This window comes from Peribacillus sp. CSMR9, from assembly GCF_033141925.1.
GTDB classification, from domain to species: domain Bacteria; phylum Bacillota; class Bacilli; order Bacillales; family DSM-1321; genus Peribacillus; species Peribacillus simplex_A.
This window is the reverse complement of record NZ_JAOPHO010000024.1, coordinates 35,276-57,373: the sequence shown is the minus strand read 5'-3', so window position 1 is coordinate 57,373 and position 22,098 is coordinate 35,276. Positions and strand designations below refer to the sequence as shown.

Sequence of the window (22,098 nt, the reverse complement as noted above, 5' to 3'; positions counted from 1 at the left end):
GATGAGCGACATTATCGATATATACGGATTATCACCCTTGCAAAAAGGGATACTGTTTCATACTTTATATGATCAAGACGATGATCATTCTTTTTCCTACATTGTACAGGTAGATTTCATACTTGGCGGTCGATTGGATGTTGCTGCTTTCGAAAAGGCTTGGGAATACATCATTCACCGACATGAGATCCTACGTTCTGTTTTTGTGTGGGAGGAAGTAGAAAAGCCATTGCAAGCTGTTTATCAACGTCTTCCTTTTACCATTCGTCGAGAAGATTGGAGCGCTCTTCCATGTGGAGAGAGGGAAAAGAAATTACAACAGTTTTTGAATGCTGATCGGAGGCAAGGGTTTTCGTTAGACGAAGCACCGTTGATGAGAATCACTGCGATCAAAGAAGCAGAAGAAGAAACGAGAATCATTTGGACACATCATCATATTTTGTTGGATGGATGGAGTGTGTCCCTGGTCTTCAGTGAAGTGATGGAAGTTTATTTCAAGATGATAAATGGAGAAGCATTCGACCTTCCCAAGTCTCTTCCCTATAAAAAATATATCCAGTGGATTAATAAACAAGATCGAAGTAAAGCTGAGAAATTCTGGACAGAAGAATTAAAAGGATTTCATGCACCTACGCCATTAATGATGGAAAGAAATGACCAGGGGCAGGAGAAGGGTTATGGAGAGAGCGTTTATCGGCTATCTGAGGAACTGACTGAGACTATACAAGAGTGGGTGCGAAATAGTCAGCTAACATTAAATACGTTAGTACAAGGAGCCTGGGCTTACTTGATGAGCCGCTATAGCGGCGAAAGCGACATCGTATTTGGTGTGACTAGCTCTGGACGTCCTGCTGAATTAGTAGGAGCAGAGAAAATGGTTGGTCTATTTATAAACACATTGCCTACCCGAATTCGGGTAACGGATGATCATTCATTAGTGGACTGGCTCCGTAAGATACAGATGAAAGAACTGGAACGGAGACAATATGAGTATAATTCATTGGTCGATATTCAAGGTTGGAGTGAAGTTCCAAGGGGTAGTGATTTATTTCATACCTTGTATGTGTTCGAAAATTACCCGATACAAGGAGAGCGCAAGTCTGATTTAAGAGTACTAGAGGTCCAAAGTGCTGAACAAACAAATTATCCTTTGACGCTCATTGCAATGCCAGGTAAGCAACTCACTTTGAAGTTGATGTATGACCGGCATCATTTTGATGAAGAGACCATTCAGCGGATTCAGGGCCATCTATCGCAAACATTGATCCAGATGACGAAAAGCTCAGACCCAAAGTTATCCGAAATTACCTATTTAACAAGGGAAGAGCGGACACAACTGCTAGAGAAATGGAATGATACCCAAGTAGAATATTCATGTGAGAGCATGATTCATGCGTTATTTGAGCGGCAAGTGGAGAAAACGCCAGAAGCGATCGCGGTTATGTATGAAAATGAGCAACTTACCTATAGAGAGCTGAATGAGCGTGCTAATCAGCTGGCTCACTATTTACAGAAGCAAGGTGTGGGTCCAGAGTCTTTAGTCGGCGTTTATATGGATCGATCCCCGCAAATGATGATAGGGTTGCTAGGGATTCTAAAGTCAGGAGGAGCCTATGTTCCGCTTGATCCTACGTATCCCGAGAAGCGGCTACGCTATATATTAGAAGATGCTAGAATCGAAGTGCTAGTGACGCAAGAAAGGTTAGAAAAAATAGGTATATCCGAACAAATCGAAATAATTTGTATGGATCAAGATCGCATTGCGATTGAACAAGAAGAACCGACCGCATGTACAAGCAGTGTAACAGGAAAAAATTTAGCATACGTCATGTATACTTCCGGATCTACAGGAAAACCAAAGGGAGTGATGATCGAGCATCATTCGGTGATCAATTATCTTGAATGGATGCAACATCAATATCCACTATCTGAAAGAGATGTGGTTTTGCAGAAAACACCGATCTCATTCGACGTTTCTGTGTGGGAGTTATTTTGGGGAATTAGTGTAGGAGCATGTGTATCCTTCCTTCCCCCGGGCGGGGAGAAAGATCCTTCTATAATGGCTGAAGTGATAGAGAATCATCGGGTTACGATTGTCCAATTTGTTCCCTCGATGCTATCTGTTTTCATAGATCACTTCAATCAGATTGAACTGAAACGGAAATGTTCATCCGTGCGTCATGTGTTTTCTGGTGGGGAAGAGCTTAGTCCAGGGTTGGTTAGACGATTTCAACAGCACTGGGATGAGAGCGGACAAGTTAAATTGACCAACTTTTATGGACCAACAGAAGCAACCATTTATGTGAATGCATATGACTGTCAATCCAATCAAGAATTTGTTTCCATTGGCAATCCGATACAAAATATCCAGCTTTATGTATTCGATCAGAATCAGCGCTTGCAATCGGTAGGGATTGAGGGTGAGTTGTATATTGGTGGTGCAGGCTTAGCACGTGGTTACTTAAACCGACCTGATCTAACTGCTGAACGATTCGTTCCGCATCCGTTTCAATTTGGAGAACGGCTATATCGAACCGGGGATCTAGTAAGATATCTAACTGATGGAAATTTAAAATTCATAGGAAGAATGGACCATCAAGTGAAAGTGCGCGGCTTTCGGATTGAGCTTGGAGAAATTGAAGCGACTTTAGAAAGGCATACGTCTATCAAAGAGGCTGTCGTGATCATTCGAGAAGATCGCCCAGGCGATCAGCGATTGGTAGCGTATGTGATAAGCGATGGAAATATCCAAAAGTGGCGAGAGTATCTCCAAAACCAATTACCGAATCACATGGTTCCAGCACACCTTGTAGAGTTGGATTATTTCCCGCTTACTCCGAATGGGAAAATCGACCGAAAAGCCTTACCAGAACCGGAGGGACAGCCTATGGGAGCCTTTAACGTCCTACCGCGAACGCCATCGGAAGAGCTCATCGCAGCGGTTTGGAGTCAAGTATTAGGAATAGAAAATATCGGCAATCAGGACTCTTTCTTTGAACGGGGTGGGCACTCACTGCTTGCTACCCAAATCGTCTCTCGATTACAAGAAGCATTCCAGATCAAAATCCCGCTACGCGAACTTTTCAAGTACGATACGGTGAAGGCATTGGCGAAGCGACTGGATCAGTTGTGTAAAGGAGACAAAAAACGAGAGATTCCGCCACTTGTACCTATGGCACGGGAAGAATCCATTCCGCTTTCCTACGCACAGAAACGCCTATGGTTCATTGATCAGTTAACGCCAAATAGTGCGATGTACAATATTCATGCAGCATGCCGACTGACAGGGAAATGGTCACTTGAAGCATTGGAGACGGGATGGAATCAGTTGATTGAACGTCATGAATCATTGCGGACGGTGATTCAAGAGCGAGAGGGTCAACCGATCCAACAGATTCAGTCGCATGTCTTCAGGCCCCTCCCCCAAATGGACCTAACAATTCTCTCTCTGGAAGACAGAGAAAGAGAGATGAAGCGGTTCATTCAAAACGAAGCGGAAGAACCATTTCATTTGGGACAAGGTCCCTTGATTCGAACGCGAATTTTGAAAATGGACAAAGAGGAATGGATACTCCTTTGTACGATGCATCATATTATTTCGGATGGATGGTCAATGGGAATCTTGCTCGAAGAATGGATGGCTTTTTATGAAGGAGCGCTAAGTGGAAAGCCAGTGGAGCTGAAGAAGTTACCTGTTCAATATGCGGACTTTGCCCTGTGGCAAAAAGAATGGCAAAAAGAAGAGGATCTTGATGAACACCTTCAATATTGGAAGGAAGAATTGCATGGTGAGTTACCGGTCTTGCAATTACCGATGGATCGTCCTCGCCCTGCTGTTCAAACTCACCGTGGTGCAAGTCAGACTCTGATGTTGTCGTATTTCCTACGAGAAAAGCTCAAGGAGTTAAGTCAGCAAGAAGGAACCACCTTTTTTATGACCTTAATGGCGGCGTATCAAAGCTTTCTTGCTCGTTATACGGGACAAGACGACATCTTGGTTGGAAGCCCGATTGCGAACCGGAATGTTAAAGAGATTGAAGGATTAATTGGTTTCTTTGTAAATACGTTGGTTTATCGAGCTGATTTCAGTGGAAATCCGACGTTCCAAGAACTTCTGTCGCAGATACGAATAAAAGCACTAAAAGCATACGAGTACCAGGACATTCCGTTTGAGAAAGTGGTAGAAGCGGTAAAACCTGAACGGAATACCAGTCATTCGCCGATTTTCCAGACCATGTTTACCTTACAGAATACGAAACAAGGGTTACCTCAGCTATTTGAAAGAAACATGGAGATGATGGAAAGTCATACTTCGATTGCCAAATTTGATTTGAGTTTGTTTGCATCGGAGACGGAAGAAGGGCTATTGCTAACTTTTGAATATAATACCGATTTGTTTAATGCTGCAACCATTGAACGAATGGCAGGACATTTTGAACATTGGTTATCTGAAATTGTATCACATCCAAAAGATTCTTTAACAAAACTGAATATGCTGCCGAAAGCAGAATATAAGCGGTTACTAGAGGAATGGAATGACACAGATGTTGTCGACCTACGTGAAGAAACGATTCATACATTGTTTGAGGAACAAGTGGAGAAAACGCCAGAAGCAATCGCGGTAGTGTGCGAAGATGAGGAGCTGACATATCGGGAACTGGACGAACGTTCCAATCAGTTGGCCCATTATCTCCATAAGCGTGGGGTGGGATGTGAATCATTGGTTGGGATCAGCGTTATACGTTCATCCGAGATGATTGTCGGTCTTTTAGGAATCATGAAATCAGGAGGAGCGTATGTACCGATTGATCCTTCGTATCCGGAGAGTCGATTACGGTATATTTTAGCGGATGCTCATATCGAAGTACTGGTGACACAGGAAAAGTTGCCGCAAAAAATGACGTTACCGGAATCCGTTGACATGATTTGTATCGATCGTGATCGAGCGGCGATCGAACAGGAAGTGACGACGGCATGTACGAGTGAAGTGACAAGCGATAACCTAGCTTATATCATCTATACCTCAGGATCAACTGGCAATCCTAAGGGAGTGATGATTGAGCATCGGAGTGCGTTGACGATGATCCAGTGGGCACATCAAACCTATTCCCGACAGGAATTAGCGGGAGTGCTGGCTTCAACTTCACTATCCTTTGATCTATCGGTTTTTGAAGTGTTTGTTCCTTTGACGATGGGTGGCAAGGTGATTGTCGCTGAAAGTGCTCTTCATCTGGACAAGTTGTCTACGAAGGATGTGACTTTGGTCAATACTGTACCATCAGCCGCGAAGGAATTGGTTCGAGCAAATACAATCCCTTCTTCGGTAAAGGTGATGAATTTGGCTGGAGAACCGTTGCCCCAGTCATTAGTCGAGCACTTGTATGAGAGTAGTCCAATTGAAAAGGTGTACAACTTGTACGGTCCATCCGAAGATACTACTTATTCCACGTATATGAAGCTAGAAAAGGGTGTCAAGTACAAGGTACCACCGATTGGCAGACCAATTTCTAACACGGAAGTATATGTCCTCAGTGCAAACCAGCAAATGGTACCGATTGGTGTAGCCGGTGAGCTTTACATTGGGGGATCAGGCTTGGCGCGTGGCTACTTAAACCGCCCTGACTTAACAAACGAGCGTTTTATCCCGCATCCATTTAAAGAAGGGGAGCGAGTATATCGGACGGGGGACCTTGTGAGGTACCTGCCGGACGGGACTTTGGATTATCTCGGTCGGATCGATCATCAAGTGAAGATCCGTGGATTCCGGATTGAGCTAGGTGAGATTGAAGCGACGTTACAAAGTCATTCATTGGTAAACGAAGTTGTTGTGATGGTACGAGAAGATCATCCGGGTGATCAGCGTTTGGTTGCCTATGTAGTGGGAGAAGAAAATGCTCATGATTGGCGTGATTATCTCAAGACAAAGTTACCAAATTACATGGTTCCGGCACACTTTGTCGGATTGACAGCTTTCCCGCTCACCCCAAATGGGAAAATCGATCGGAAAGCCTTACCTGCACCAGAGCGCAAAGGAGCAGAGGGTGGTTATGTTGCCCCTCGTACACCTACGGAAGAAGCAATTGTCTCGATATGGCATCAAGTTTTAGGCGTTGAAAATATCGGGATTCATGATTCTTTTTTTAAACTTGGTGGCCATTCATTACTCGCTACACAAGCTGTTACTAGCCTGAAAGAAGCCTTTGGGATTGAGTTACCACTGCATGATTTATTTACGTATACTACGGTGCAGGAATTGGCAGAACGGGTTAATCAGCTGCAATGCAGTGGAAATGAGCAAGCACAGAATGATAGTAAGGGGAATGTAAGTTTTCAAGACTATATTCAAAAAGAAACAGCAGCGAGTAATGATGAAGAGTTACTTGAACTTCTTAAGCAATTGGAAGAGTTATCAGAGGAAGAAGCGCAAGGTATATTCGAGAGCAACTTGGTTGAGGAAGGGGTAAAAAAATGAGAAGTGATTTACTTGCGAAGCTGGATTCGCTTTCTCCTGAGAAAAGGGAGTGGCTTCTGAAGCAGATGCAAAAAAAGGAGAAAGAAACGCTTCCGTTGTCCTATGCACAACAACGATTATGGTTTATGGACCGATTTAACCCAAACAGTTCATTATATAATATTCCGACAGTATGGCGTCTGAAAGGGCATTGGCTACCTGGAGCATTGGAAAAGGGATTAAATCGGCTCATTGAGCGTCATGATTCATTACGCACCGTTTTTAAGGAAGTAGGAGACCAACCGGTACAACATATTGTGGAATATCTTCCTGGAAAACTACCTGTAGAGGATTATTCTCACCTTCCTCTGGAAGTAAAGGAAAAAGAGATAGAGAGTTTGATTGCAAGAGAAGCGCAGGAGCCATTTGATTTAATGAATGGCCCTTTGATCCGCAATCAACTGGTTCAATTAGGGAAAGATGAATGGTTATTGCTATGTACCATGCACCATATTATTTCTGATGCGTGGTCCATTGGCATATTGATCAATGAATTGCTTGCCTTCTATGAGGAGGAAACGAGTGGGAAGCCTGCTGGACTAAATTCGCTATCGATTCAATATGCAGACTTTGCGAAATGGCAAAAGCAGTGGTTGCAGGGTGAAGTGTTGGATCGACAACTCACGTATTGGCAGGAAGAATTGTCCGGTGAGCTTCCTATATTACAACTGCCGTTGGATTGCCCTAGACCGGTTACGCAAACGTACGCTGGGGACACATGTCGTGTGATTGTACCTCACACACTACTCAGTGCATTGAAGAATTTAAGTCAGCGAGAAGGATCCACATTATTCATGACCTTAATGGCTGCGTATCAGAGCTTTCTTGCTCGCTATACGGGGCAAAATGATATTCTCGTCGGAAGTCCGATTGCGAATCGGAATCATAAAGGAGTAGAGGAATTAATCGGCTTCTTTGTTAATACGTTAGTCTATCGGGCGGACCTGAATGGGGCTCCTACGTTCCGGGAGATTTTGTCTCAGATAAAGAAAAAGGCGTTGAAGGCATATGAATATCAAGATATTCCGTTTGAAAAAGTGGTAGAAGCGGTACAACCTGAACGGAGCACTAGCCATTCGCCCATCTTCCAGACCATGTTTACGCTACAGAATATAAAACAAGAACGATTAGAGCTGTCTGGGAGAAGTTTGGAAATGATAGAAAGTAATATCTCCATCGCGAAATTTGATTTGAGTCTAACCGCGTATGAGGTGGAGGAAGACCTACATGTCACTTTTGAGTACAATACAGATTTATTTGACAGTAGAACCATTGCACGTATGGCGGGGCATTTTGAAAACTGGTTGAACGAAATCGTTCATCATCCAGATGAATCATATACAAACCTGACGATGCTATCGGACACAGAGCAGAAGCAGCTCTTGGAAGAATGGAATGACACGGATGCAGTTTATGCACATGAGAGCATGATTCACGAACTGTTTGAACAGCAGGTTGCGCGTACACCTGAAGCGGTGGCGGTAGTATATGAAGGTGGACAGCTGACGTATCAAGAACTCAACGAGAAAGCGAACAAAATGGCCCATTATTTACAAAAACGGGATATAGGTCCTGAATCATTGGTCGGGATATGTGTCGAGCGTTCACCCGATATGATGATTGGTCTCTTAGGAATTCTCAAAGCCGGCGGGGCTTATGTCCCGCTGGATCCGAGTTATCCCGAAAATCGCCTGAGATACATATTAAAGGACTCACAGATCCAAGTGCTTTTAACGAAGGAAGCGCTACAAGGTTGGTTGCCCGAAGGGATCCAAGCGATTTGTTTGGATCGGGATCAAGCAGCGATTTCTAAAGAGAGTGGCTTGACGCCAGTGAGTGGAGTGACAGCAAAAAACTTGGCGTATATCATTTACACTTCGGGTTCGACAGGGAATCCGAAGGGAGTGATGATCGAACACCACTCGGTTATCAACCGATTACAGTGGATGCAAAAAAACTATCCATTATCTGAACAGGATACGATTCTTCAAAAAACGCCGTTTTCGTTTGATGTCTCTGTCTGGGAATTATTTTGGTGGTCATTTGTAGGAGCGCGTGTTTGTTTACTTCCGCCGGGTGGAGAGAAGGATCCTGCAATGATTGAGGAGTGCATTGAGCGATATCGTGTGACCACGATGCACTTTGTTCCGTCGATGTTATCTGCATTCTTGGATTATATGGAACAATCCAAAGTGAAAAAGGACGTATCGTCTTTGTGTCAGGTTTTCACTAGTGGAGAAGCGTTAAATTCCGAACAGGTTCGCCGGTTTAAGGGTGTATTTTATGATTTTCAGCAAACGAAGTTAAGCAACTTGTATGGTCCTACCGAAGCGACTGTAGATGTTACTTACTATGATTGTGATTTAGAAAAAGAACTGATGCTCATTCCAATTGGTCGCCCGATTGATAATACCGAATTATATGTATTGGATCAAAACCAACAGGTGGTACCGATAGGTGTGGCTGGGGAACTTTACCTTGGTGGTGTAGGCTTGGCACGTGGTTACTTCAATCGTCCAGAGTTAACTGCTGAACGTTTTATCCCGCATCCATTTAAGGAAGGGGAACGGCTCTATCGGACGGGGGACCTGGTGAGGTATCTGAATGACCGCAACTTGGAGTATATCGGCAGAGTAGATAATCAAGTGAAAATCAGAGGCTTCCGGATTGAGTTGGGAGAGGTTGAAGCGGTCCTACATGATCATCCATCTGTGAAAGAGGCTGTCGTGCTGGTAAGGGAAGATCATCCAGGAGACAAGCGGTTAGTAGCATATGTGGTGGGTGAAGGAAACACTGGAGAATGGCGCGAGCACTTAAAGGCGCAATTACCGAATTACATGGTCCCGGCATACTTTGTCGAAATGGAAGCGATGCCCCTTACTCCGAATAGCAAAATCGATCGCAAAGCCTTACTGGCATTGGAAGGACAGTCCGTGAGTGCCGATATTGTCTTACCGCGGACACCAGGGGAAGAGCTCATCGCGTCTGTATGGAGTCAAGTGTTAGGCATAGGAAATATTGGTGTTCAGGCTTCCTTTTTTGAACTTGGTGGCCACTCGCTACTCGCTACCCAAGTTGTCTCACGTTTACAAGAAGTCTTCCAAATCGAACTACCGTTGCGTGAACTATTTGAGTATTCAACGGTGGAGGCGCTGGCGAAGCGACTCGATCAGTTGCGTAAAGGAGACAAAAAACGGGAGATTCCACCGCTTATGCCGATGGAACGGGGGGATGCGATTCCGCTCTCTTATGCCCAACAGCGCCTGTGGTTCATCGACCAATTCACGCCCAATAGTGCACTTTATAATATGCCGATGGTTTGCCGTCTTACAGGGAATTGGGTACCCGAAGCATTGGAGACGGGATGGAATCAGCTGATAGAACGTCATGAATCTTTACGGACAGTGTTCCATGAAGTGGATGGTCATCCTGTGCAGCAGATTCAACCGCATGCTTTTCGGTCCCTTTCTCAAATGGATTTAACTATGCTTTCTCCGGAAGAGCGAGCAGCGGAAGTTAAGTGTTTGATGCAGCAAGAAACAGAAGTGCCATTTGACCTAGAAGAAGGCCCGCTGACTCGGACGATCCTCTTGCGAGTGGGAGAAGAGGAATGGGTCCTCCTCTGCACCCTGCATCATATCGTTTCGGATGGATGGTCGCTGGGAGTCCTACTTAACGAATGGATAGCGTTCTATGAGGAAGCAATGGGTGAGAAGGCAGCGGAACTTGAACCTTTACCGATCCAATATGCGGACTTTGCTCAGTGGCAAAAGGGATGGTTGAAGGAAGAAGTACTTGAACAGCAACTCCACTATTGGCAGGATGAATTGTCTGGTGAACTTCCCGTGCTACAACTGCCGATGGATCGCCCGCGTCCTGCGGTACAAACTCATTGCGGATCGACACACACTGTGTTGCTGTCACGTTCATTACGCGACAAACTGAACGAACTCAGTCGTCAAGAAGGATCGACTCTCTTCATGACCCTGTTGGCTGCGTATCAAAGCTTCCTCTCCCGTTATACAGGACAAGAAGATATTCTCGTCGGAAGTCCAATTGCGAATCGTAATTACAGAGAGAATGAAGGATTAATCGGCTTCTTCGTGAACACGCTGGTCTATCGGGCTGACCTGAGTGGTACACCGACCTTCCAAGATATATTGTCTCAGGTGCGTCAAAAGGCACTGAAAGCATATGAATATCAAGATATTCCATATGAAAAAATTGTGGAAGTTGTGCAACCCGAGCGGAGTACAAGTCATTCTCCGATCTTCCAGACGATGTTCATCTTACAAAATATGAAACAAGAGCTTCCGGTTTTGGCTGATAGAAGGATCGAAATGATAGAAAGCCATAGTCCGATCTCGAAATTTGATTTAAGTGTAATGGCAGCAGAGACGGAAGAAGGATTAATGTTCGCTTTTGAATACAATAAGGATTTATTTGATGTTACAACCATCGAACGAATGGCAGGACATTTTGAGACATGGCTACATGAAGTTTCTCATCATCCACAAAAATCGTTGAATAGTCTTGGTATGCTATCCGAATTTGAGCGTGATCTGTTATTAGAGACATGGAATGACACCGCAACGGAGATGTCCCAAGTGGGTCTTATTTGCGACGGATTTGAGGACCAAGTAGCACGACGTCCCGATGCGATTGCAGTGGTCGATCAAATGAGAGAGTGGACCTATGGTGAACTGGATGCGCAAGCAAATCAGTTGGCACATGTTTTGCAGAGAAAAGGGGTTGTTCCTGAATCAGTTGTGGGCGTCTACCTCCCGAGATCGGCTGAGCTCATTGCAAGTTTACTTGGCATATTAAAAGCTGGCGGGGCCTATGTCGTCCTAGATCCGTTGTATCCGAAATCACGGTTACAATACATGATTGAAGATGCAGGGATCCAAATCGTGGTGACGACAGCAGCACAAGAAAGCCTTTCCGAACAGGTCGAAACGGTGAGATTAGAAGAAATAACAGATGAAAGCTTGATCGCACCGAAGCGGCGGGTGAAACCCGAGCATTTAGCTTATATCGTCTACACCTCTGGCTCCACAGGAAAGCCAAAGGGTGTCATGGTCGAATATCGATCATTGATGAATATGGTCTCTTGGCATCAAGCGGTATACCAAATTACAGCACAGGATCGTGCGACTCAGATTGCGGGGATTGCCTTTGACTCAGCTGTCCAGGAGATTTGGCCTTATCTCACTGCTGGTGCAGCACTATACCTGTCAACAGAAGAGTTGCGGATCAATCCAGAGGCTCTAAGAGATTGGCTCATTGATTCACGGATCACGGCTAGCTTTGCGCCTACACCTATTCTCGAAAGACTCTTGAAATTATCTTGGCCAGAGAAGACGGATCTCCGTTTTATCATTACGGGAGGAGATCAGTTAACACAGTATCCATCTGAACAAATCCCTTTTGCGGTGATTAATCAGTATGGTCCATCGGAAAATACCGTCGTTGCCACTGATTGTTACGTGCCTGTAGGAATGTCAACAGGTACTCCGTCAATTGGTCGACCGATTGCGAATACAGAAGTATACGTGTTAGATTCTCACCTTCAGCCGGTGCCGGTAGGTGTGATTGGAGATCTCTATATCGGAGGAAAGAGCCTTGCTCGCGGCTATGCCAATCGTCCGGAACTCACTGAGGAAAAATTCATTCGGCATCCGTTCAAGTCAGGGGAACGTCTCTATTACACCGGGGACAAAGCAAGTTATCTTCCTGGCGGTGATCTCCAGTTCCATGGTCGTATGGATGACCAAGTAAAGATTCGTGGTTTCCGGATCGAACTGGGAGAAGTTGAAGCAACGCTGCAGGCGCATTTGTCTGTGAAGGAAGCTGTTGTCCTGGTGAGAGAGGATCATCCAGGAGACAAGCGATTGGTAGCTTATGTAGTTGGTGAAGGAAGTGTTCATGAATGGCGGGAGCATCTGCAAACACATTTACCGAATTACATGGTTCCGGCACACTTTGTCGAGATGGCATTTTTACCACTCACACCGAATGGAAAACTCGATTTGAAAGCATTACCTATGCCTGATGAACCATCTACTGAAAATACCGTATACCCAAGAACTCTGATGGAAGAGCTCATCGCTTCGGTATGGAGTCAAGTACTGGAAATAGAAAATATTGGTGTTCAGGATTCGTTCTTCGAGCGAGGTGGACACTCGCTACTTGCTACGCAAGTTGTCTCCCGGTTAAAAGAAGCATTACAAATCGAACTGCTAGTGCGTGAACTGTTTGAGCATACAACGGTGGAGGCGTTGGCGAAGCGACTGGACCAATTGTGTAAAGGAGACAAAAAACAAGAGATTCCACCGCTTATATCGATGGAACGGGGAGAAGCCATTCCGCTCTCTTATGCCCAACAGCGCCTGTGGTTCATCGACCAATTTCAGCCCAATAGTGCACTATATAATATGCCGATGGTTTGCCGTCTTACAGGGAATTGGGTACCCGAAGCATTGGAGACGGGATGGAATAGGCTGATAGAACGTCATGAATCTTTACGGACGGTATTCCATGAAGTGGATGGTCAACCTGTGCAGCAGATTCAACCGTATGCTCTCCGGTCCCTTCCTAAAATGGATCTAACTACGCTTTCTCCGGAAGAGCGAGAAAGAGAAATGGAACAATGGATCAAAAACGAAGTCGAAGCACCATTTGACTTAGGGCAAGGTCCGTTGATTCGTGGGCAAATCGTGCAAATCGCTGAAGAAGAATGGATTCTTCTTTGTACGATGCATCATATTATCTCTGATGGCTGGTCGATGGAAATCTTGCTCCAAGAATGGATGGCATTCTATGAAGATGCGGTTGGCGGCAAACCAGCAGAACTCGCACCATTACCGATTCAATATGCTGACTTTGCCCAATGGCAAAGGGAATGGTTAAAAGAAGAAGTACTTGATCGGCAGCTTGCATATTGGAAGGAAGAGCTGTCTGGCGAGTTACCAGTCTTAATGTTGCCGATGGATCGTCCTCGTCCTGCGGTGCAAACCCATAGCGGATCGACACACACTGTGTTGCTGTCACGCGCGTTACGCGACAAATTGAATGAGCTTAGTCGTCAAGAAGGATCGACGCTCTTCATGACCTTACTTGCATCGTATCAAAGCTTTCTCTCTCGTTATACAGGACAATCGGATATTCTTGTCGGAAGCCCGATTGCAAATCGGAATTATCGCGAGATTGAAGGATTGATTGGTTTCTTCGTCAACACGTTGGTTTATCGGGCTGATCTGAGTGGCGGACCAACATTCCAAGAGTTGCTGTCTCAGGTACGGACAAAAGCATTGAAGGCGTATGAGTACCAAGATGTTCCGTTTGAAAAGATTGTAGAAGTCATACAATCCGAGCGAAGTATAAGTCATTCTCCGATCTTCCAAACCATGTTTACGTTGCAAAACACGAAACATGAGCTACCAGAGCTTCATGGAAGAAGTTTAGAAGCGATGGAAATTCAGGATTCGAACGCCAAGTTTGATTTGAGTTTAAGCGCCCTAGAGAAGGAAGAGGGTTTGGTGCTTTCTTTCGTCTTTAATACTGATTTATTTGACGTTGTAACTATCAGACGTATGGCTGAGCATTTTGAAAACTGGTTGAATGAAATCGTGGAACATCCTGATAAATCATTGACGAAGTTGACGATGCTATCGGAAATGGAGCAGCAGCAGTTGGAAGAGTGGAATGATAATGCTGGAGCGTACCCACGTGAGAGTGTAATCCATAAACTGTTTGAAGATCAAGTGGATCTTACACCTGACACCGTGGCGGTAGTGGATGAAAATCAGCAGTTGACGTATCGGGAGCTGAATGAAAAAGCAAACAAATTGGCCCATTATCTCCAAAAATGTGGGGTTGGGACCGAATCATTGGTAGGGCTTTGTTTCCAACGTTCAGTTGAGATGATTGTCGGTCTAATGGGAATCTGGAAAGCTGGGGCAGCCTATGTTCCGTTGGATCCATCGTACCCAGAAAGTCGCCTGCGATATATTCTGCAGGACACAGGGATTCAAGTATTGGTCACGAACGAAGCATTAGAAGAGTGGATACCCGAAGAAGTCGAGGCAGTTTGTTTGGATCGGGATCAAGCGATGATCTCGCGAGAAAGTACCCTTTCACCAATATGTGAAGTGGCAGGAGAAAACTTGGCATATGTGATCTATACATCGGGTTCGACCGGGAATCCAAAGGGCGTTTTGGTGCAACATCATTCGGTACTAAATCTATCATATGGTCTACAGAAAGAAGTTTTTTCGCATGAGACACCTGTTAACATGCGTGTCGGTTTAAATGCTTCGATCGCCTTTGATGTATCCATTCAGCAATTACAAATGCTTTTGTATGGTTCAAGTTTGTATATTATTCCGGACGAAGTTCGCAGTGATCCCCAACAGTTTGTATCCTATATTCGGGAGAATAAGTTGGAAATGTTCGATATGACCCCTTCATTACTCCAATTACTCATAGATGGCGGGTTGTTAGAAACAAACGATGGTGTTCATGTTCCAAGCAAGGTACTGGTCGGTGGCGAAGCAATTGTACCGTCACTGTGGGAACAATTAGTTGAGGCTGACAAGATCCATTTTTATAACGTGTATGGTCCTACGGAATGTACTGTCGATGCGACATGCTATCGTATCAAAAAAGATGGTAAGCGAGTAACCATTGGGCGTCCGTTGCCGAACGTTCAAGCCTATGTATTGGATGGGAATTGGTTACCTGTTCCAGTTGGTGTAACAGGTGAACTTTATATCGGTGGAGCAGGTCTAGCGAGAGGATACTTGAATCGTCCAGAGTTAACGTCCGAACGTTTTATTCCCCATCCTTTCAAAGAAGGAGAGAGGCTATATCGAACAGGAGATCTCGTGAGGCACCTTCCTGATGGTAACTTGGATTATCTAGGAAGATTGGATAACCAAGTGAAAATTAGAGGATTTCGGATTGAGCTTGGGGAAATTGAGGCAACCTTACAGGAGCATCTCTCGGTAAAAGAGGCCGTTGTGATGGTGAGAGAAGATCAGCCAGGAGATAAGAGATTGGTAGCCTATGTAGTGGGTGAAGGGCGTAAAGAAGAATGGCGCGAGTATCTCAAAGCACAACTGCCAAGCCATATGGTTCCCGCCTACTTTGTCGGGATGGAAGAGTTACCATTGACCTTAAATGGAAAGATTGATCGGAAAACTTTGCCTGTGCCAGATCATCAAGGGACAAAAGGAGGCTACGTGGCTCCAAGAAATGAGAGTGAACAAATACTTACCATGATATGGGAACGTGTGTTAGGCACAAAATCGATTGGCATTCATGAAAACTTTTTTGAAATCGGTGGAGACTCGATTCTCAGCATTCAGATTGTCTCTCGCGCAAAGCAAGCAGGTTTGCAATTGACACCAAAGCAAATGTTTGAACACCAAACGATTTCCGAGTTGGCGCAAGTAGTCAAAGAAGAGCAGGGTGTACAAGCGGAACAAGGAGTCGTAACTGGAGAACTGATCCTTACACCAATCCAGCAATGGTTTTTTGCACAAGATCATCCTAACCCACATCATTGGAATCAATCCATGTTTTTTAGAACAAAAGAGCGACTGGATATAGTATTACTGGAGAAAGCTGTCCGTACCATTCTAATCCATCACGATGCCTTGCGTTTAAGATATGAACGTTTTCCGGATGGAGCTTGGAAACAGCGGAACGAAGGGATTGAAGAACAATCGACGCTGACCGTGATTTCATTGGAAGAAGTGCCACAAGCAGAATGGCATCAAGTAATTCAAGCAGAGATTGACACTGCACAAGCAAGCTTGCACTTACACGCAGGACCGCTAATGAGAATGGTGTATTTTGATGAAGGCGAGAAGAGAGCCGGCCGATTATTCTGGGTGATTCATCACTTAGCAGTGGATGGTGTTTCTTGGCGGATTTTACTGGAGGATCTGCAAACGGCGTATAATCAAGCGAGCCATGCTCAGATGATCCAATTACCTACAAAGAGTACATCCTTTAAAGCGTGGTCGGAGAAATTGCATCATTACGCTGAAGCTGGGATTGTGCAAGGAGTGCGTGATTACTGGGAGCAGCAATCCGAACAAGAGGTGGCTATGCTACCAGTGGATACCACCCTCGAAGTTCCAGCAAACACAGGAACCGAGGAGATTACCGTGGTGCTGGATGAGAAAGAGACCCGTGCGTTATTGCAAGAGATTTCAAGCACTCATCGTGTCCAAATCAATGAAGTGCTATTGACAGCATTGGTACAGGCTACGGCAGCATGGACAGGTCATACGACGCTGACCGTGGATTTGGAGGGTCATGGCCGGGAAGAGATCATCGAAGACGTTGACCTATCGAGAACCGTGGGATGGTTTACAAGTATCTATCCTGTTCACTTGAATATTACAGGTGCTAACACGCCCACCGCAGCATTAAAAGCAGTCAAAGAACAAGTGCGCCAAATTCCTAATAAGGGCGTTGACTATGGGATTTTGCGGTACTTGAATCCAGCGATGCGTGAGCGATTCCAGTCTCAAATCACTCCGTCCATTAGTTTTAACTATCTTGGACAATTTGACCAAATGTTCTCTGACGATGCAATGTTTGCTCCGGAGACCGGGTTTACGCGCTTAGATCATGCTCCTGGTTCCAAGCGATCACATTTGATCGATGTAATCGGGATTGTAACCGATGGAAAACTTCATTTCACTTGGGTGTACAATGTTGGACAGTTTGCGAAGTCGACCATTCAAAGTGTTGCAGAGAATATGCTCCATCAACTGAGTGGATTGATTCATTCTTCGGGTGGAGAATCTACGCTGACCGTTTCGGATTTTGCGATTGCAAATCTCACCCCAGCAGATTTGAACAAAGTACTATTTAAGATGAATCGTGGAAAGAATTATCCGATTATCGACCTGTATCCGCTATCACCTTTGCAGGAAGGCATGATCTTTCATACGCTGCATGATCAAGGGGATGAACATTCGGCGCCGTATATGGTGCAATTAAGTTTCCTGTTTAAAGGGAAATTGGATATCCTTACTTTCGAGCAGGCGTGGAAATCGACGATCCAGCGGCATGAGATCTTTCGTTCGGCATTTGTGTGGGATGAGATTGAAGAGCCCTTACAAGTGGTGTATGAAAATATCCCATTTAAGCTGAATGAAGTGGATTGGCGTGCGCTGTCTGCTGAAGAAAAAGAGGAGAAACGAAAAGCCTTTTTGGCGACGGATCGAAAACAGGCCTTTCTTTTTGATGAAGCGCCATTGATGCGGGTGACTGTCATTCAAGAAGCGGAGGAAGAATATCGGGTTGTTTGGACGCATCACCATATTTTGTTGGATGGATGGAGCTTGCCACTGGTCTTTAACGAATTGCTTACAGTGTATCAGAAGAGGATAAAAGGAGAGGCTGTGGATTTACCCAAGTCATCGCCATACAAGAAATATATTCAATGGCTGAAAGAGCAGGATCAGGAACAAGCGGAACAATTCTGGAGAGAGAAACTCAAAGGCTTTACAGCGCCAACCCTGCTTGGCTTAGAAAGTAAGGAGCAAGAAAAAGGTTACACGGAGAAGGTAACTTATTTATCAGAAGAGCAAACCCAAGCGCTACAAAACTGGGCGAAGCGCAAGAGGCTCACTTTGAATACGGTAATTCAAGGTGCGTGGGCGTATCTCATGAGCCGGTATAGTGGAGAAGATGACATTGTCTATGGTGTAACTAGCTCGGGACGCCCTACGGAGATTATTGATGTTGAAAACATTGTAGGTCCCTTTATTACCACATCACCGACGCGAATTAAGTTGCTAGATGATATAAAAGTAATGGATTGGTTGAAGAAGATACAAGAGGAAGAGATAGAAAGAAGACAATATGAATATGCTTCCTTGACAGAGATTCAAGGATGGAGTGAAGTTCCTAGAGGAACCCCGCTGTTCCATAGCTTGTATGTGTTTGAAAACTACCCAGTGAAAGAGGAGTCTTCAGGAAATCTAGAAATTGGTGAGTTGGAAGGAGTAGAGCAAACTCATTATCCATTGGGATTGACAGTTGTTCCAGAAAGTCAGTTGTTGTTAAAGTTGAAGTATGATCGCAGCAAGTTTAATGGCCTAACCATTGAACGGATGCTGGGTCATTTAAGCCAGGTGTTAAAGCAAATGATCGAGAACGTTGATCAAACTCTGTCGGAGCTGGTGTATGTTACGGAAATAGAAAAGAAACAACTACTGGAAGAATGGAATGATAATGCAGCAGCATATCCACGTGAGAGTGTGATCCACAAACTGTTTGAAGATCAAGTGGATCGTACACCTGACACGGTGGCGGTAGTGGATGAAAATCAGCAGTTGACGTATCGAGAGCTGAATGAAAAAGCAAACCAATTGGCCCATTATCTCCATAAATGTGGGGTTGGGACCGAATCATTGGTCGGGCTTTGTTTCCAACGTTCAGTTGAGATGATTGTCGGTCTCATGGGAATCTGGAAAGCCGGGGCAGCTTATGTTCCATTGGATCCAGCGTATCCAGAAAGTCACCTGCGATATATTCTGGAGGACACAGGGATTCAAATATTGGTTACGAACGAAGTATCACAAGGTTGGATACCTGAAGAAGTTGAAACAGTTTGTTTGGACCGGGATCAAGCAATGATTTCCCAAGAAAACACCCTTTCACCAATAAGTAAAGTGACAGGAGAAAACTTGGCGTATGTGATCTACACTTCAGGTTCGACCGGGAATCCAAAAGGGGTTTTGGTGCAGCATCATTCGGTATTAAATCTATCCTATGGTTTACAGAAAGAGGTTTTTTCGCATGAGACACCTGTTAACATGCGCGTTGGTCTAAATGCCTCAATCGCCTTTGATTCATCCGTTAAACAATTACAAATGCTTTTGTATGGTTCTAGTTTGTATATTATTTCAAACGAAGTTCGCAGTGATCCTCAACAGTTTGTATCTTATATTCGGGAGAATAAGTTGGAAATGTTCGATATAACTCCTTCACTACTCCAATTAATCATAGATGAGGGGGCGTTAGAAACAAACGATGGTGTTCATGTTCCAAGCAAGGTACTGGTTGGTGGAGAAGCGATTATGCCATCACTGTGGGAACAATTAGTAGAGGCTGACAAGGTCCATTTTTATAACGTGTATGGTCCTACGGAATGTACTGTCGATGCGACATGCTATCGTATCAAAAAAGATAGTAAGCGGGTTACCATTGGGCGTCCGTTGCCGAACGTTCAAGCCTATGTATTGGATGGGAATTGGTTACCTGTTCCAGTTGGTGTAACGGGTGAACTTTATATCGGTGGAGCAGGCCTGGCGAGAGGATACTTGAATCGTCCAGAGTTAACGTCCGAACGTTTTATTCCTCATCCATTTAATGATGGGGAACGGTTATACCGGACGGGAGATCTAGTCCGCTATTTAGCTGATGGCCATTTGGATTATCTGGGAAGAATCGATAATCAAGTGAAAATTCGAGGATTCCGGATTGAGCTTGGAGAGATTGAAGCGAATTTAGAAAGTCATCCATCGGTGAAAGAGGCAGTAGTCTTGATAAGAGAGGACCAACCAGGAGATCAGAGATTGGTTGCCTATGTGGTGGGTGAAGGAAGTATGCATGAATGGCGTGAGCATCTCAAGAGACAAGTACCGAATTATATGGTTCCTGCACACTTTATTGAGGTAGACGCGGTTCCGCTTACAACAAATGGGAAGGTTGATCGAAAGGCACTGAACAGCTTAACGATTCAAAGAGAAAGTACCTTTTCTACACCAATCATCCCACGGGATGAAATCGAGTATCAGCTGATTACGATCTGGCAGGATTTGCTACAGATAGAAGATGTCCATGTAAACGATGATTTCTTCAATTTAGGGGGTCACTCTCTCCTTGTAATCAAATTGATTTCAAAGATCAGAGAGAAATTTGGAAAAGAGATTAAGGTGTCCGCACTGATTAAGAACCCGACAGTGGAAGGGATCGCTTATCTCATCCGTGAGAATCATGGTATGGCAAAATCGTTATCGGTTCTGGTTCCACTACAAGAATCAGAGAAAAGACCTTTCTTCTGTGTTCATCCGTTTATGGGTAATGTATTCTGTTACATTCAGCTAGCAAGGTTACTCAAGGATCACTGCTCATTTTATGGTCTACAGAATCCTCTCGTAGAGAAAGAAGGAATGAACGGGTTGACTTTATCGGAAGTAGTTCAACTCTACATCGAGGAAATGAAGCGCGCTCAGCCAGAGGGGCCGTATCGTCTGGGAGGATGGTCTCTGGGCGGTGCCATCGCCTATGAAATCGCAACTATGCTACGGAACCAGGGAGAAGAAGTTGAGGTGTTGGTACTCATGGATACCAAGGTGCCTTCAGAACAGGATTACAAGACAGAGGATGAAATGCTATCTTATATATTGGAGCATTTCACCCATTTAGAGCTAGTGGAGCAGGAAGAAGAGCTCGTCCATCAACAGGGCATGCTTGTTGATCAGTTGATCGCGGAAGGAGTGCTCCGGCCCGATGCGGATCTTACGAGTCTAAAGCAGATTACCGATGCTCACAGGAAGTGTCTAAATTTAATGGCAGAACATATTTTAACGCCATATTTTGGGGAGGTCATCTACTTCAGTGCTGAAGAAGGCAGAGAGTTGTTCACGGATTGGAAGCCGTTATTACAGGGGAAAGTGAATAAACATTCGATTCCAGGGCCGCACGAGGAGATCGTCTTCTCCCCAGCAGTGGAAAAGATAGCCAAAAATCTCATAAATGAGTTTGAAGGGAGCGTAACTCAGATTTCCAGGTGAAAGAAAATATTTTTGGAAAAGAAATTTTCTTGAACAAATTCAATCTGCCAAAGATATTTTAGAGAAACACTCATCCTGAAAGAATTGTAGTTCAAGGTGGAGATTGCAGCGTTGACTTAGTTTCATTTTCTTATTTGGAATCAAAAATATGATGATGGTACCATAATCTAGGCGGATTTGGAAACCACCATGTCCATGTGGTTTCCAATCTAATGGTGCCAGTTTTCTTAAGAAGCCAAAAATGTTGATTTATCTACGATGTATAAAATCATGCATAATCGATAAAAAACAGACAAGAGCCAAACCTTTAAATACATAAGGATTTGGCTCTTTGGCGTACTTCTGATAGTTGATTTTATGTAAACAGAGTTTATATAAAGAAATAAAAGAACTCGTTAAGAAGGAATTCTTCCAACGGGTTCTTTGTTTGTGCATTTCCTTGAATTTATTAATGATGCTTAAAAAAATCTCAAAACCCTTCTCATCCAATAAATATTATTATCTAATTGATTAAGGGCAGGCTTACTAATTAAATAGAACAGCTTCTTTAATTTTCATCCTCTTTTTACATGCTTACCTTTTATTCAAAATTCTTTATTCCTCAATTTAAAAAGTATATTTCAACCTCTTAGCGAGAAATTGCGGTGTAAAACATATCCTTATGTAACCACTTTACAATTGGTTTCGGTGCATTACTTTATGGTTTCAGCAAGGCCGGAAGTCTTGGATGGTCAGGTATAAAGGTACTAAGTACGTTTG

Annotated in this window: 2 protein-coding genes; both read left to right on the top strand. The window is 44.3% G+C overall.

From position 1 onward, the window contains the following. Position 1 precedes the first annotated feature (1 nt). Positions 2 to 6,472, top strand: coding sequence for a non-ribosomal peptide synthetase (locus N9I19_RS12940; RefSeq protein ID WP_317778005.1), 6,471 nt, complete (start codon positions 2 to 4; stop codon positions 6,470 to 6,472). Beyond that, complete coding sequence (locus tag N9I19_RS12935; protein WP_317778004.1) at positions 6,469 to 21,339, top strand: non-ribosomal peptide synthetase; 14,871 nt, start codon at positions 6,469 to 6,471, stop codon at positions 21,337 to 21,339. Before N9I19_RS12940 ends, N9I19_RS12935 begins: the two co-directional genes overlap by 4 nt. Positions 21,340 to 22,098: the final 759 nt, after the last annotated feature.

Bases quoted from the DNA above. Each gene is read 5' to 3' on its own strand.
- N9I19_RS12940 (WP_317778005.1), top strand. From the start codon at position 2: ATGAGCGACATTATCGATATATACGGATTATCACCCTTGCAAAAAGGG.
- N9I19_RS12935 (WP_317778004.1), top strand. From the start codon at position 6,469: ATGAGAAGTGATTTACTTGCGAAGCTGGATTCGCTTTCTCCTGAGAAA.